This window comes from Streptomyces arenae (genome assembly GCF_022343545.1).
Taxonomy (GTDB): Bacteria; Actinomycetota; Actinomycetes; order Streptomycetales; family Streptomycetaceae; genus Streptomyces; species Streptomyces humi.
In genome coordinates this window covers 245802-260810 of sequence record NZ_JAKQYH010000064.1, presented here as the reverse complement: position 1 = coordinate 260810, position 15009 = coordinate 245802, and the positions used below count along the sequence as shown (strand labels likewise).

Here is a 15009-nt window from a genome sequence, read left to right as displayed (position 1 = left end):
CGGCGGGCTAGGCCGCCTCGACCTTCGGCAGCATGACCCACCGCGACACCACGAACGTCACCGGAATCGCCGCCGCCGACGCCATCAGCGGCGCGAACTCGCTGCCCACGTGAAGTACGTCGACGATCACGTACACACCCACAGTGGTGATCACGAAATTCGTCGCGTTGGTCAGCGGGAAGAGCAGGAATTTCCGCCAGGTGGGACGGATCCGGTAAGTGAACTTGGCATTGAGGAAAAACGAGCCGACCATGCTCAGCACAAAGGCGACGACGTGCGCGGCGAGGTACGGCAAATACCTGAGAAGAAGCAGGTAAAGGCCGTAGTACGTGGCCGTGTTGACGACACCCACCACCGCGAAGGTGATGATCTGCCCGGATATCGGGCGGGTGGGTCCCGTGGTGGTCGACAGGGTGGCGTTCGGCATCAGGGGATGAGGTCCTTCGTCGTGCCGCGGGTGCGGTCTTCCGTACGGTCCACGTTCGTCGCCTTCACCAGGAAGTGCGGGCGCCCCTTGACCTCGTAGTAGATCCGGCCGGTGTACTCCCCGATGACCCCGAGCATGATCATCTGGACGCCGGCCAGGGCGGTGACGGCTGTAATGATGGTGACATAGCCGGGCGTCTGCACGCCGTGGATCATCGCCGCGCCCACGATCCACGCCGTGTACACGCCGGCCAGGGCCAGCAGGGTCATACCGAGATAGAGCGCGGCGCGCAGCGGGCGGTTGTTGAAGGAGAGCAGCCCGTCCAGTCCGTAGTTGAGCAGACTGCGGAACGACCAGGAGCTGGTGCCGTGTTCGCGCACCGCGTTCTCGTACTCGAAGGTGGTGCTGGGGAACCCGACCCAGGCGAACAGGCCCTTGGAGAAGCGGTTGTACTCGGTGAGGTCCACGATCGCGTCCACCACCCGGCGTGACATCAGCCGGAAGTCGCCCACGCCGTCCACGAGTTCGACGTCGACGAGCCGGTTGATCAGCCGGTAGTAGAGACGGGCCGTGAGGGTCCGGGTGAAGCGGTCGCCCTGCCGGGTCCGCCTGGCGATGACCTGGTCGTAGCCCTCGGCGCGCAGTTCGACCATGCGTTTGATCAGCTCCGGCGGGTGCTGGAGGTCGGCGTCCATGACGATCACGCAGTCACCCGTCGCGTGCTTCAGACCGGCGAGCAGGGCCGACTCCTTGCCGAAGTTGCGGCTGAAGGAGACGTACCGGACGCGGGAGTCGCCGTCGGCGATCCGGCTCAGCAGGGTCAGCGTGCGGTCGCGGCTGCCGTCGTCGACGTACACGAACTCCATGTCGTGGCCGAGCGGCAGGAGTTCGTTGGCGATCCTCTGGACCTGCTCGTGGAAGCGCTCGATGACGTCTTCCTCGTTGTAGCAGGGCGCCACGATCGATATCAGCATCGGTTCTTCTCCCCCTGGGGACGGGTCAGTGAGCGGTGGTCGTGGGCCCGGTGGCCGTCGGCTCGCCGGAGCGGGCGGCGGATCTCCGGCGTACGGCCGTGACGGCGCCGAGCAGGAGCAGGGCCAGCAGCGAGGCGCCGCCGACTGCGCTGCCCAGGCGCAGACCGGGCGGGTGGAAGGTGCAGGTGAGGCTGGTCGAGGAGCCGTGCAGGGGGACGGCGATCAGGCCGTAGTACTCGCCCGCCGGGGTCTCGGCGCCGCCCGTGGAGCACCGCCAGCCGGCGATCCGGGGGGCGGCCACCACGGCGGTGCCCTCGCTGCCGGCGGGGAGCCGGGCGTGCAGCGTGCCGTCGGAGACGGTCACCTCCGTCGCGGCGGACGCCGTCAACCGCCGTACGGCGTCCCGCAGTCGGGCCGTGTCGAGGCAGCCGACGGCGCCCCGCGCCGGAACCCGGCTGAGCCGGTCGGGCTTCAGCTCGATGCGGACCTGCCCGGCGGCGGGAACCGTGCCGAGCGGCTGCATCGCGGCGATCCTGGTGCCCTCGGCGTCCGACCGGTACAGCTTCTGTCCGCCGTCGCCGGGGAGTCGGGCGGTACCCGAGTAGTGCGGCGCCCACAGGAAGACCGAGTCGCCGGGCCGGCAGCGCGCGGTGAGCGTCCGCTCCCCGTCCACCAGCAGCCCCCGTACCTCGTCGCCTTTCCGGGCCCCGCTGAGGGCGGTGGCGGGCAGCGTGTAGACGCGGGCGCCCAGCAGCAGTTCCTGGTTGCGGTAGGGCGAGGGGCCGAAGGCGGCGGGCGTGGACCGGGCCGCGGCCGGCCGCACGGTCACCAGCGGCGGGACGTCCTCGCGGGTCAGGGTCGACGGGCCGCCGCCCTGGGGCAGCCACTTCTGGTGCGGGTCCGGCGGGTTGTGTACCCGGGCGCCCACCGAGAACACCGCGTCGGTGACCGGATTGTCGAGGCTCTGCAGGCTGCGGCCGCGCGAGGTCCAGCCGTCGCCGAGCGCGGTGAGGGTGCGGCCGAGGACGTCGGAGGTGAGGCTGCTGTAGTACTGGGCGCCCTGTCCGCCGACCGTCATCGGGTCGTTGGCGACCGTCTGCTCCCGGCCGGGTTCCGTGCGGTACTTCGGCCAGGCGTCCGCCCGGGCCACGGCCTCCGCCTCGCGCCGCTGGCGGTCGCCCCAGGGGGCGTAGTCGTCCATCTCGCCCAGGCGCCGGTGGGTGGCCACCGCGGAGGTGGCGGCGGCCTCGCCGAACTGCGCGCCGATCAGCAGCAGCGCGGCGAGCCCGACCAGCGCGGGCCGCCCGTTCCCGCGGGCGAGGAGGGCGAGCCCGCCGAGGGTGCCCACGGCGGCGAGCGCCACGACCGGCCAGGTGAGGTGGGAGTGCCGCTGGGTCAGGGAGCTGCGGCTCGCGACCGCCGCGACCAGGACCAGCAGCACGGCCGCCGCGCCCAGCGCCCGCCGGTCCGGCAGACCGTGGGCGAGTGCGTGCCAGGCGGCGATCACCAGCAGGGCGCAGAACACGAAGGCCTGGCGGTAGGAGCTGCCGTTCGGGGCGGCGAAGGCGTGCCAGACCAGGCTGGTCGGTGCCCACTGAAGGGAGAGGCCGACCGCCAGGACCAGCACGGTCCAGCCGGCCCGTACCCGGACCGGGACCGCCCGGTGGAACGGCAGGGCCAGGGCCAGCAGCAGGGCCGTCATGCCGACGTAGAGGGCCGGGGAGCTGTAGCTGTAGGTGGTCGGCAGCAGCCGGGCGAGCAGGTCCTCGGTGCCGACCGGGGCGAAGTGGCCCTCGCGGCCCGGGTAGGCGTGCTTGGTGCCGGAGTACACGACGACCACCAGCGGCGCGGCCAGTCCGACGCCGAGCCCGACGGTCACCGCGGCCCGGCCCACGACCGCGAGGGCGCGGCGCCACGGCGGTTCGGCCAGCACCAGCCGGAGCAGCAGCACCAGGGCGGCGCCCAGGGTGGCCATGTAGGCGGTGTAGAAGTTGGCGGTCCAGGCGAGCGCGACGACCACCACGCCGAGCAGCGGGCGCCGGCCGGCCATGATCCACTCACCGGCCAGGCAGAGCAGCGGCAGCGCGATCAGGCCGTCGAGCCACATCGGGTTGTACGAGGCGAGCGCCAGGCTCCAGCCGCACAGGGCGTAGGAGGCGCCCAGCAGGCCGGCCGCCCACCAGCGGCCCGGGCGCAGACTGAGCAGCAGCCAGGCCATGGCGGCGCCGGCCGTCGCCGTCTTCAGCACGGTGATCGCGTACACCGCGAGGTCGATCTCGTCGCGCGGGAACACCGCGACCAGGAGGGCGAACGGGCTGCTGAGATAGGTGCCGACGTCCGGCAGGAAGCTGGAGCCGTAGCCCGACTGCCAGTTGACGAGGAGCCCGCCGTCGGCCCTGCCGTGCAGCAGGTCCCACAGGTGGGCGTGGAAGGGCACGTACTGGTTGCCGAGGTCGTTGACGCTGCGGGTACGGGGGCCGAACGGGTAGCTGCGGGCGGCGGCGTCGGCGGCACAGAAGGCGACGGTGGTGAGCAGGGCCGCGAGCAGGGCGGCGGCCGTCCGGGGGCGGGCACCGAGCCGCCCCGCGGGACCGGATTCCTGCTCTGCCTCCCCCGCCGGTCTCACCCCCTGTTCACGCCCGGTCAGGGTGGTGCGAATCATTCTGTGCGGCCCCCAGAGAAAAACCGGGGGTGTTACTCCCCGATGGTCTTTGTTTCGCCGACTTAGACGGGGAGAGGTCGCTGACGGTTGTGTCTCGCCTGTGAAGTAATAAGCCGAATTCCGAATCCCCGTGCGATAAGGAAAGAATTCACGACCTCAGGGGAAACGAAAGTTTTCCGGGGAATGTTTTTCAGGTTAACGCGTCTGTGAGAGGTCGGTGGCGGCGCCGAGCGGGGCCGCCGGCACGGCTCCTGACCGCCGGGCGCTTTCGATGGACCGGCCCCAGTACGTTCCGGTCACGACCAGTGCGGCTCCCAGCGCGGCGAGCACGGTGAGGTGTTCGCCGCCGAGCCCGACGCCGACCAGCAGGGCCCACACCGGTTCGGTGCCGAGGAGCAGCCCGGCGCGGGTCGCGGAGGTGCGCTGGATCGCCCAGGTCTGGGCGAGGAAGGCGAACAGACCGCAGCAGAGGGCGAGGTAGAGGAGTTGCGCCCAGGTGCCGGGGGCGGTCCGGGAGAGCGCCGGGAGACCGGGCGCCGCGGGCCCGAGGAAGAGGACCGCACCGACCACGCTCTGCACGGCCGTCAGCGGCAGCGGGCGCAGGGACCGGCCCGCGGTCACCCGTCCGACCAGCACCACATGGCCGGCCCGGGCCACCGCCGCCGCGAGCATCAGCAGGTCACCGGCCCCGGGGGCGTGCAGCCCGTTGCCTGACACCAGCAACGCGACCCCGGCGAGGCACACTCCGGCGGCGAGGAAGAACCTCCCCGGCAGCGGCGCGCGGTCCAGGACCGGCGTGAGCACCAGGGTGAGGCTGATGATCAGGCCCGCGTTCCCGGCGCTGGTGTGGGCGACGCCGTACGTCTCCAGGACCAGGACGGCGGCCTGGGTGAGGCCGAGCAGCCCGCCACAGCGCCTCTCGTCGCGGCTCGGGGCACCGGGGCCGCGGAACACGGGGACACAGGCAAGTGCGGCGATCGCGTGGCGCAGGAAGAGGACGGTGAGCACGGGTAGGGCGTCCGTGGCCGTCTTCGCCGTCAGATAGCTGGAGCCCCAGACGACGGCGACGGCCAGCAGCACCCCATCGGTACGGCGGGTGGCGGGCATGCCGTCCACCCTCGCGGACCTGCACGTTGAAGTAAACGACGACTTGCTCAACCGATCCTTTAGCGAAGCTACACTGACGTGGTGGACGAACGGCAGCTGCGGGTCCTCCGGGAGCTGGGCGAACTGGGCAGCGTCACGGCGGTCGCCGAGGCGCTGCGCGTGACGCCCTCGGCGATCTCGCAGCAACTGCGCCTGCTCCAGCGTTCGGTCCCGGTCCCGCTCACCGAACGCGCCGGGCGCCGACTGGTCCTCACGGCGGCCGGACAGGCCCTGGCCGAGGCGGCGATCGGTGTGGAGACGGCGCTGGCCCGGGCCCGCCACACCATCGAGGAGTACGTCGACGAGCCCGCGGGCACCGTGTCGCTGGCCGCCTTCCACAGCGGGGCCGCCGCGTTCTACCCGCTGCTGCTGCGACGGCTGCGGACCCCGGGCGCCCCGCGGCTCGCCCTGCACGACGAGGACGTGCCCCAGGCCGGTTTCCCGCCCCTGACCCGGAGCTACGACCTGGTCGTCGCCCACCGCCTCGACCACGCCCCGCCGTGGCCGCGGACCACCGTCGTCACCCCGCTGCTGCGCGAGCCGCTGGACATCGCGCTGCCCGTCGGCCACCCGCTGGCCGGCCGGTCCGCCCTGACCGCGCGGGACGTCGCCGACGAGCCCTGGATCAGCGTGCACGACGGCTTTCCGCTCCTCGCGACCGTCGACGCCGTCTCCGCCGCGGCCGGCCGCCGGGTCGAGATCGTCCACCGGGTCAACGAGATCTCGGTGGTCGCCGAGGTGGTCGCCGCGGGTGGCGGAATCGCCCTGATGCCCCGCTGGACGTCCCGTCCGCACCCCGGTGTGGTGCTCAGACCGCTCAGCGGTATCGGGGCGCACCGCCACGTCGACGTCCTCCACCGCCCCGAGAGCGCGGCGCGCGGAGCGGTGCGGACCGTCCTGGGTGAACTCCTCGCCGCCGCGCGGGCCATCCGGAGCCGGGACACCGGCTGAGCGGACCCCGTGTTCTCGGCTGCTCTCCCGACCCCCTCCGCACGGGGGCCGGGCTGCCAGTGAAACCGGCTTGACCTGGAGCGCGCTCCAGCTCCTAGCGTTCTTCTGGTCGTGACCGGATCCGAGGAGAACGGAAGAGCTGACATGAGCGAGAGCACCACACGCGAAGAACGTTTCGCCCACGGCCTGGAGGTCCTGCGGAAGGTCGACGGAGAGGTCGGGCAGCGGGTCATCGACTCGCTGGCCGACATCAACCCCGAGCTGGGCCACCAGGTCGTCGCCTGGGGCTTCGGCGAGATCTACAGCCGCCCCGGACTCGCGCCCCGGGACCGGCAGTTGGTGACCCTGGGCATGCTCACCGCACTGGGCGGCTGCGAGCCGCAGCTGGAGGTGCACGTCAACGCGTCCCTGAACATGGGCCTGACCCCCGAGGAGATCGTCGAGGCCCTGCTGCACTCCGCCGGGTACTGCGGCTTCCCGAAGGCCCTCAACGCCACCTCGGTCGCGAAGAAGGTGTTCGCCGAGCGCGGGCTGCTGCCGGTGGCCCAGCAGCCCGCGCCGGACGCTACTTCTGCCTGATCCGCAGGAAGGTGACCGAGTTCGCCGGGAAGGTGTAGGTGAACCGGTCGGCGACCCCCGTGAAGGTGGACGTGACCGGGGCGACCGCGGTGGACGTCTCCGTGTTCACCGCGTCCGGCGCCGCGGCGAGCGTGGTCACCCGCGCCTTTCGCGACACCTTGGCGTCACCGAGGTCGACGGCCGTGCGGGCGGCCGTGGACTGGGCGTTGACGACCTTGACGATCAGGTCGCCGGTCTTCCGGTCCTCGGTGACGACCTGCCGGAAGGGCTCGGCCGGCTTGTCGTCCTTGAAGCTGCCCCACTCCTGGCCGTCGAGGTAGAGGGTGACCTGCCGGCCCCGCACCTTGATGTCGACGTCGTAGGTCCGGCCGGTCTCGACCGACCCGGCCTTGGCGATCAGCGTGGACTTGCCGCCGTCCACGGCCTGTTCGACGGCGGTCTGGGTGTTGTTCCAGCCGCCGATGTTCCACCAGTAGTAGTTCCCGGTGTCCTTGACGCCGAAGGCGACCAGGAAGCCCTCCTTGCCGGACCTCTTGGTGGCCTTCACGTGCAGGTCGTAGTCGTGCCAGGCCGGGTCGCCGGCCTGGACCATGGTGTTCTCGGCGGTGTCGGAGGTCTCGACGTACTGGCCGTCCTGGACCGCCCAGCTGCCGCCGCCGGTGTGCGTCCACTGTGCGGCGTCACCGGAGAAGTCGTCGCTGAGCAGGGTCGCGCCGTCCGCGCCGGTCACCTTGACGTCGTCGTAGGCGGCGCTGGTGTTCCAGGTGGACAGGCCGACGGCGCCGGAGATCGGGGCGAGCAGCGACGGTGTGCCGGTCGCGGTGGAGGGCACCACCCGGTCGCCGACGTTGTTCATGAAGAGCTTCTGCACCTCGTAGTCCGCCGAGCCCCAGGAGGCGTGGTTGTTGAACCACACCATGTCCGGGCGCCACTGGACGTAGTCCTCGTTGGCGAACAGCGGTGCGCAGGAAGCGAGTTTGACGACGTCCGCGTTGCGTTCCAGGCCGGTCATGTAGGCGGCTTCGGCGAGGCCGTTCTTGAAGGCGTTGCCGCCGGAGGCGTACTCGCCGACGAAGACCTTCGGGCCGCTGCGGTCGTAGGAGTCGTAGCGGTCGTTGTTCTGCAGGAACCACTGCGGGCTGTTGTAGTAGTGCTCGTCGACCATGTCGACCTTGGCGTCCCTGTTGAGCTGCCAGGCCGTGTCGAAGGTCGTACCGGAGTCGTCGGGGCCGGAGTTGGAGATGACCCGCATGTACGGGTACTTCGCCTGGACGGCCGACCGGAACCGCGTGAAGCGGGCGAAGAACTCGGTGGGCAGGTTCTCCTCGTTGCCGACCTCGATGTGGGTGAGGTGGAACGGCTCGGGGTGGCCCATCCGGGCCCGCACGCTGCCCCACTTCGAGGTCGCCGGGCCGTTGGCGAACTCGATGAGGTCGAGGGTGTCCTGGATGTGCCGCTTCAGCAGCGCGTCGTCGTCCACCGCCCTGTTCTGGCCGCAGCCCGTGACCAGGGCCGGCACGACGGGCAGCGGCATGGCGCCGACGTCCTCGGCGAAGCGGAAGTACTCGTAGTAGCCGAGGCCGTAACTCTGGTTGTATCCCCAGAAGTTGGCGTTGGTGGCACGGGTCTCGACCGGGCCGACGGTGTCCTTCCACTGGTACGACCGCTTGCGCTGGTAGCCGGAGGCCTCGCTGTAGTCCTGCATGGAGCCGGTGTTGACCAGGCAGCCGCCGGGGAAGCGGACGAAGCCGGGGTGCAGGGCGGCGATCTTCTCGGCGAGGTCCTTGCGCAGGCCGTTGGGCTCGTGCTTGTAGGTGTCGCGGGGGAAGAGCGAGACCATGTCGAGCGCGGCGGCCGCCGAACTGACAACGGTGAGGCGGCCGGTGGAGCTGGTGCGGGTCGCGGTGAAGGCCGCCCGGTACCTGGCCCAGCCGTTCTTCCGCACGGCCACCCGGCGGGCGGCGCTGAGCGTGCCGCCGGCGTCCTGGAGGCTGACGGTCAGGGTGGTGCCGGCGTCGGCGCGGGCCCAGACCGAGAAGTCGTACTTCTTGCCGTCCTCGACGCGGATGCCGGTGTTGTAGCCGGAGTTGGTGACGGCGGAACCGGCGGCGAGGGCGAGGTAGTCGCGGTTGCGGTCGTTGAGGCGGCCGGCGTCGTTCACGACCTGGGCGGTGCCGGTGACCGTCCACGCGGTGAGCGGGGTGTACGACGTGTTGTCGTCGGTCGTGTACTCGAAGGACCGGTTCTGGACCAGTTCCGCGTACAGACCGCCGTCGGCGGCACGGTTGATGTCCTCGAAGAAGACGCCGTACATCGTCTTGTCGATCTCCGCGCCCCGGGTCGTGGGGTCGACGGTGATCGCGTAGTCGGTGGCGTCCTCGGCGTGGGCGGGGGCCGGGACGAGGCCGGCCGCGAGCAGGAAGGCGCTCGCCCCGAGGATGTGTCTCAGGCGGCGCGGCCGGGTGCGGGTGGTGCGTGACATAAGTACTCCGCGGCTCGTGGAGGAGTTGAGGGAGTTGCTCATTCTTGTTCGATATATCGGACAGTGGTCAGCACTTCGAACGGAAAGATAGGTACGGGGCATGAGCGCGTCAATGGGGCGGGCGTAGGGTCGGTGAGGTGAGCGACATGGACGGGTTCTGGCCGGTGCCGGACGCGCTGGCGCATCTGGCCGGGCGGTGGCGGGTCGAGCGGACCGTGCGGGACCTGGCGCGCGGGGACACGGGGCGGTTCGAGGGGACCACCGTGTTCCGGCCGCTGGACGGGGGCGGGCTCCTGCACGAGGAGTCGGGGACGTTCACCTGGCAGGGCGTGGCGCGGCCCGCCGAGCGGACACTGCGGTTCCTGCCGGGCGCGCGTCCGGGGACCGTGGACGTGCGGTTCGCCGACGGGCGGTTCTTCCACGACCTGGATCTGACGTCGGGGCGGTACGTCGCCGACCATCCCTGCGCGGCTGACCTCTACCGGGGCGAGTTCACGGTCCGCGACGCCGACCGCTGGCGGACGGAGTGGCGCGTGGGCGGCCCGGCGAAGGACCTGGTCCTGACGACCGACTACACGCGCGAGGGCTGACCGCGACGGGCCCCGGGGACGCCGGGGCCGGCCGTCGTGACGTCTGCGTCGATCCGGTCAGGGGGCGTGGTCAAGGGCGCGTGGACTGCGCCGCGACGGCGTCGAAGCGCAGGTTCCAGCGACCGGCGAGGCCCGTGACCGTGGTCGTCGACAGCGGGCGCACGTCGATGTTCCAGTAGGTCGAGGGCGGCGCCTTGAGGGCGTACACGACGGCGGCGCGGATCACCGAGGGCTCGGCGACGGCGACGATCCGGCCGCCGTCGCCCACCGGACGGGTGTCCAGCCAGCCGCCGACCCGGGCGATGAACCCCAGCAGCGACTCGCCGCCGTGCGGGGTGGCGCGCGGGTCGGCGAGCCAGGCGTCCACCTGGTCCGGTTCCCGCGCCATCGCCTCACCCAGGGTCAGCCCGCGCCAGCGGCCCATGTCGCAGTCGCGCAGGGCGAGCTGGACCAGCGGGGCGTAGCCCAGGCCCTCCCCGGTCGCCCGGCTGCGCGGGGTGGGCGAGCAGTAGCGCAGCTCGGCCGCCGCCAGCGGCAGCAGTTCGCCGATGACGCGCTGCACCTCCTGCCAGCCCGCCTGGTCCAGCGGGCGGTCGTCCTCGAAACGCTCGGCGAGCAGCGGTGAGCTGCGCGCGGCTGCGACGAACGTGACCCGAAGTGACATGCGGCGATGGTGTGACGCCCATGTGCGCAGGTCAAGAGCGTTCGGGCGGCGACTTGGCGGAGGTGGAGGAAATGTTACCCAGTGGTCCGGAGGTGTCCGACAAGTCGCCCCGAATGTCACTCCGGTGCGGGGTAGTAGAGCGCCATCCACTGGTCCGGGTGTTCGAGCGGGGCGAATCCGACCTTCTCGTAGACGCCGTGCGCGTCGTGGGTGGCCAGCAGGACCCGCCGCACCCCGGACGGCCGCAGGTGTTCACGGATCGCCCCGACCATGGCGGTGCCCACACCCTTGCCGCGCACCACCGGGTCGACGTAGACGTCGGCGAGCCAGGCGAACAGCGCGTGGTCGGTCACCACGCGCGCGTACGCCACCTGCTCCCCGGTGACGGTGTCGTACACCCCGAAGTTGAGGGAGCCCGCCATCGCCCGTCGCTGCTGGTCCAGCGGACGGCCGGTCGCCCAGTAGGCGTCGGTGGACAGCCAGCGGTGGACGCGTTCGACGTCCACCCGGTCGGTGTCGGCGGAGAACTCGTAGCCCTCGGGGAGGCCGGATGCATCGTTCATGCGGCGATCCTCGCCGGTCGCGCGCGCCGCCGTCGATCGCATTTCCGGGTCTGGTTCCGGTCAGGTTCCGGGTCTCAGCACCTCGTCGCAGGCCGTGCGCAGCCGTCGTACGCCCTCGGTGAGCTCGCCCGCTCCGGCGACCGCCGCGAAGCTCAGCCGGACGTGGGCGGCCGGGGCCTCGGCGCTGAAGTAGGGGCGGCCGGGGGTGATGGCGACGCCCGCGCGGAGCGCGGCGCCGGTCAGGGCCGCGTCGTCGGTGCCGTCGGGCAGGCGCAGCCAGAGGTGGTAGCCGCCGGACGGGATGTACGGGAGGGCCAGTTCGGGGAGGTGCTGGGCGACGGCGCCGGTGAGCGTGTCGCGGCGGGTCTTCAGCTCGGCCGACAGACCGCGCAGGTGGCGGGGCCAGGCCGGGGAACCGACGAGTTCGAGGGCGGCCTCCTGGAGCGGGCGCGGGACGAAGAAGGTGTCGACGATCTGGATGGCGCGCAGCCGTTCCAGGACCGGGCCGCGGGCGGCCAGGGCGGCCACCCGGAAGCTGGGGGACGTCGCCTTGGTCAGCGAGCCCACGTAGACGACCACGCCGTCCGGGTCGTCGGCCACCAGCGGGCGGGGCAGCGGGCCCGCGTCCGTGTGCACCAGCCGTCGTACGAAGTCGTCCTCGACGACGAAGGCACCGGCAGCGCGGGCGATGCGCAGCACCTCGGCGCGGCGGTCGGCGGCGAGGACGGCACCGGTCGGGTTCTGGAAGAGGGGCTGGCAGACGAAGACCCGGGCGCCGGTCGCGCGGAAGGCGTCGCTGAGCAGTTCCGGTTTCACGCCGTCGGGGTCGACGGGGACCGGGACCGGGCGCTGGCCGGCGGCGCGGGCGATGGCCAGCATGCCGGGGTAGGTGGGCGACTCGACGAGGACCGGGGCGCCGGGCGGGGCGAGCGCGCGCAGGGCGGTGGCCAGGGCTGACTGGCCGCCGGTCGCGATCAGCACCTCGGCGGCGGTGACGGCGCCGCCGATGTCGCGGGCGAACCACTCACGCAGCTCCGGCAGTCCGTCGAGCGGCGGCCGTCCCCAGGCGCCCGGCCGCCGGCCGGCCCGCGCCAGCGCCGCCGCCATGGCGCGCTCCGGTTCCAGGGAGGCGTGCAGGTAGCCGCCACTGAGTTCCAGGACGCCGGGCGGCGGGGCGGCCAGGCAGACCGTCACACCGGAGACGTCGACCGTGCGCGGGACCACGTCGAGGGCCCCGTCGGCGCTGAGCGCGACCTCCTGCCAGGAGGTGTCCCCGGCGGGCGCGGGCGTGGTGCGCGGCCTGGCCCGGAAGGCGCCGGCGCCGGGCCGGGTGACGACCAGGCCCTCCGCGACCAGCTGGGCCAGTGCCCGCGAGACGGTCACCGGGCTCACCCGGAACCGCTCCACGAGGGCACGGCTGGACGGGAGCTTTCCACCAGGTGAGTAGCGGTCCAGATCCCGTCGCAGCTGTTCCGCCAGTTCAGCCACGCTGCTACGCTCTTGCATGAGAGCACAGAGTAGCGCTACCGACCCGAGTTCGATAGCGGTCAGCACCTCCCCGGTGGCTCCCGGGGCTGCCGCTCCCTCCTCGCACCGGCTGGGCACCGCGCAGGCGGCCCTCGGTGTCGTCGCCTTCTCCCTCACCTTTCCGGCCACCGCCTGGGGCCTGGAGGGCTTCGGCCCCTGGGCCCTGGTGGCGGTGCGCAGCGTGCTCGCGGCGGCCCTGGCCGGCAGCTGTCTGCTGGTCCTGCGGATACGGCTGCCCGAGCGCCGGCACTGGGCGGGGCTGGCCGTGGTCGCGCTCGGCGTCGTGCTGGGCTTCCCGATGCTGACCACGCTCGCCCTGGAGACCTCCACCACCTCGCACGCGGCCGTGGTGGTGGGTCTGCTCCCGCTGACCACCGCCCTCTTCTCGGCCCTGCGCATGGGCGTCCGCCCGTCCCGCACCTTCTGGGCGGCGGCCCTGGCGGGTGCGGTGGCCGTGCTTGCGTTCACGGTCGCCCAGAGCGGCGGGGCGCTCACGGCCGCCGACGGCTACCTGTTCGGCGCGCTGGTGGTGTGCGCGGCCGGTTACACCGAGGGCGGCCGGCTGGCCCGGGTCATGCCGGGGTGGCAGGTGATCGGCTGGGCTCTGGTGTGCTGTCTGCCGCTCACCGTGCCGGTCGCGGCGGTCGCGCTGGCGTACGAGCCGGTGGTGTGGAGCGTGCACGGGGTGGCCGGCCTGCTGTGGGTGGCGGTGGGCTCGCAGTTCTTCGGCCTGGTGGTCTGGTACCGGGGCATGGCGGCCGTCGGCATCCCGAAGGCCAGCCAGTTGCAGTTGGCGCAGCCGCTGCTCACACTGGTGTGGTCGGTGCTGCTGCTGGGCGAGCACCTCACCGCGGCCGCTCCACTCACGGCCGCCGCCGTGCTCGTGTGCATCGCCGTCACCCAACGATCGCGATCGTGAGGAGGCCCTGGAGATGCGTGCATCCGAGGGCGACCAGCTTGTCCAGCACGGCAGGGTGGTCGGACAGCACGACCAGGTCTCGACCGTCGTCAAGGTACTGGGCCCCGAGGGCAACCCGCCCTACCGGGTCCGCTTCGAGGACGGCCACGAGGCCATCATGTCCCCCGGTCCCGACTGCCAGGTCAGGCACCAGGAGACCCATCAACAGTTCTGAGCCCGACGGGGCCCGCGGGTCAGTCCGGCGGGGTCGCCGACTGCCGGTAGTGGTCGGCGGCCACCCGCGACAGGGCCCCGAGGGGGTCGGCGGCCACCTCCTTGGCCGCGAAGTAGACGTGCCCGCCGACCTCCGCGTACCTGCCTGCGAGGGTGAGATGCCGGGACAGTTCGGCCGGGTCCTGCCAGGCCGCGGGCGCGCCGGCGGCGCCGGCCCGGTACAGGGCCTCGCCGATGTACAGCCGGGTGCCGGTCCCCCTGGCCACGCCCGCCCACCAGTCGACGACCTCGGCGTAGTCGGCCGCGGAGTTGCCGATCTGCCAGTACACCTGCGGGACGACGTAGTCGATCCAGTTCTTCAGGACCCACTTCCGGGTGTCCGCGTACAGGTCGTCGTACGTCTCGACGCCCGCCCTGGTGTCCGAACCGCGGGAGTCGGTGGCGGCGTTGCGCCACACCGCGAACGGGCTGATCCCGAACCGCGTGCCCGGGCGGAGCTTCCTGATCCCGGCGGCGGTCTCGGTCACCAGCTTGTCGATGTTGTCCCGCCGCCAGGCCGCCCGGGAGGAGAAGGCGGCGCCGTGGGCGTCGTAGGCGTCGTCGTCGTCGAAGGTCTGGCCGGCCACCGGGTACGGGTAGAAGTAGTCGTCGAAGTGGACGGCGTCCACGGGATACCTGGCGACCGCGTCCAGGATCGCCTTTTCCACGAAGGCGCGGACGGCCGGCAGGCCCGGGTTGTAGTAGAGCTTGCCGCCGTAGCGCACCACCCAGTCCGGGTGCTTGCGCGCCGGGTGCGAGGCGACCAGCCGGCCCGGGTCGGTGTGGTTGGCGATCCGGTACGGGTTGAACCAGGCGTGCAGGCGCAGGCCCCGGGCGTGGGCCTCCTTCACGGCCACACCCAGCGGGTCCCAGCCGGGGTTCCTGCCCTGGGTGCCGGTGAGGTACTGCGACCAGGGCTCGTACGGCGAGGGCCAGAGGGCGTCGGCGGTGGGCCGTACCTGGAGCATCACCGTGTTGAGCCGGAAGTGGACCGCCCGGTCGAGGATGTCGGTCAGCTCCCTGCGCTGGTCCGAGGCGGTGAGGCCGGCCCGCGAGGGCCAGTCACGGTTGGAGACGGTCGCCAGCCACATGCCCCGCATCTCGGTGGCCGCCCGGTGCGGGCGTCGCGCGGCGGCCGCCGCGCCCGGGGCAGCCGACGTCAGCGTGGACAGCGCCGCCCACGCGAACGCCCTGCGGGACAACCGTGCCATCGTGAGCCCCTCTGACTCTGCGGATCCGCGCGGTCACGGATCGCCTCCGCGGCACAGGATGC

At 72.2% G+C, this 15009-nt stretch carries 14 protein-coding genes; 5 read left to right on the top strand and 9 right to left on the bottom strand.

What is annotated here, in order from left to right:
- Positions 1-7: 7 nt before the first annotated feature.
- The 4 genes from MB828_RS29070 to MB828_RS29055 form a co-directional block, all read right to left on the bottom strand.
- Positions 8-427: a GtrA family protein gene (locus MB828_RS29070; RefSeq protein ID WP_301650782.1), complete on the bottom strand. Its 420-nt coding sequence runs from the start codon at positions 425-427 to the stop codon at positions 8-10.
- Positions 427-1401 (bottom strand): glycosyltransferase family 2 protein, encoded by a 975-nt coding sequence (locus tag MB828_RS29065; RefSeq protein WP_133025923.1) that lies wholly within the window; start codon positions 1399-1401, stop codon positions 427-429. Before MB828_RS29065 ends, MB828_RS29070 begins: the two co-directional genes overlap by 1 nt.
- Before the next feature lie 25 nt (positions 1402-1426).
- Complete coding sequence (locus MB828_RS29060) at positions 1427-4063, bottom strand: YfhO family protein (protein ID WP_301650781.1); 2637 nt, start codon at positions 4061-4063, stop codon at positions 1427-1429.
- Between the two features lie 195 nt (positions 4064-4258).
- A complete protein-coding gene (locus tag MB828_RS29055) occupies positions 4259-5170 on the bottom strand; it encodes a DMT family transporter (RefSeq protein ID WP_301650780.1) in 912 nt (303 codons plus the stop codon).
- A gap of 81 nt (positions 5171-5251) precedes the next feature.
- Here MB828_RS29055 and MB828_RS29050 point away from each other — a divergent pair, with 81 nt between their 5' ends.
- Together MB828_RS29050 and MB828_RS29045 are read left to right on the top strand one after the other, a co-directional pair.
- On the top strand, positions 5252-6160 hold the full coding sequence (locus MB828_RS29050) for a LysR family transcriptional regulator (RefSeq protein ID WP_301650779.1): 909 nt from the start codon (positions 5252-5254) through the stop codon (positions 6158-6160).
- Between the two features lie 144 nt (positions 6161-6304).
- Positions 6305-6739, top strand: coding sequence for a carboxymuconolactone decarboxylase family protein (locus MB828_RS29045; protein ID WP_301650778.1), 435 nt, complete (start codon positions 6305-6307; stop codon positions 6737-6739).
- Here the strand turns inward: MB828_RS29045 and MB828_RS29040 are convergent.
- A complete protein-coding gene (locus tag MB828_RS29040) occupies positions 6726-9221 on the bottom strand; it encodes an alpha-L-arabinofuranosidase C-terminal domain-containing protein (protein WP_301650777.1) in 2496 nt (831 codons plus the stop codon). The genes MB828_RS29045 and MB828_RS29040 overlap by 14 nt on opposite strands.
- 146 nt (positions 9222-9367) lie before the next feature.
- Here MB828_RS29040 and MB828_RS29035 point away from each other — a divergent pair, with 146 nt between their 5' ends.
- Positions 9368-9811 (top strand): DUF6314 family protein, encoded by a 444-nt coding sequence (locus MB828_RS29035; RefSeq protein WP_301650939.1) that lies wholly within the window; start codon positions 9368-9370, stop codon positions 9809-9811.
- 70 nt (positions 9812-9881) lie between these two features.
- Here the strand turns inward: MB828_RS29035 and MB828_RS29030 are convergent, their stop codons facing one another.
- From MB828_RS29030 to MB828_RS29020, 3 genes are all read right to left on the bottom strand, one after another.
- Positions 9882-10475, bottom strand: coding sequence for a histidine phosphatase family protein (locus MB828_RS29030; protein ID WP_133025916.1), 594 nt, complete (start codon positions 10473-10475; stop codon positions 9882-9884).
- Between the two features lie 116 nt (positions 10476-10591).
- Entirely contained in the window at positions 10592-11038 is a 447-nt protein-coding gene (locus MB828_RS29025; protein ID WP_301650776.1) for a GNAT family N-acetyltransferase, read from the bottom strand.
- Positions 11039-11098: 60 nt separating this feature from the next.
- Positions 11099-12544, bottom strand: coding sequence for a PLP-dependent aminotransferase family protein (locus MB828_RS29020; protein WP_301650775.1), 1446 nt, complete (start codon positions 12542-12544; stop codon positions 11099-11101).
- Between MB828_RS29020 and MB828_RS29015 the strand changes: the two genes are divergently transcribed.
- Positions 12543-13484, top strand: a complete 942-nt coding sequence (locus tag MB828_RS29015) for a DMT family transporter (RefSeq protein ID WP_301650774.1) — start codon at positions 12543-12545, stop codon at positions 13482-13484. The genes MB828_RS29020 and MB828_RS29015 overlap by 2 nt on opposite strands.
- Before the next feature lie 13 nt (positions 13485-13497).
- Positions 13498-13698, top strand: coding sequence for a DUF1918 domain-containing protein (locus MB828_RS29010; protein WP_046726688.1), 201 nt, complete (start codon positions 13498-13500; stop codon positions 13696-13698).
- Between the two features lie 19 nt (positions 13699-13717).
- Here MB828_RS29010 and MB828_RS29005 read toward each other — a convergent pair whose 3' ends face one another.
- Entirely contained in the window at positions 13718-14947 is a 1230-nt protein-coding gene (locus MB828_RS29005) for a glycoside hydrolase family 10 protein (RefSeq protein ID WP_301650773.1), read from the bottom strand.
- Between the last annotated feature and the right edge of the window lie 62 nt (positions 14948-15009).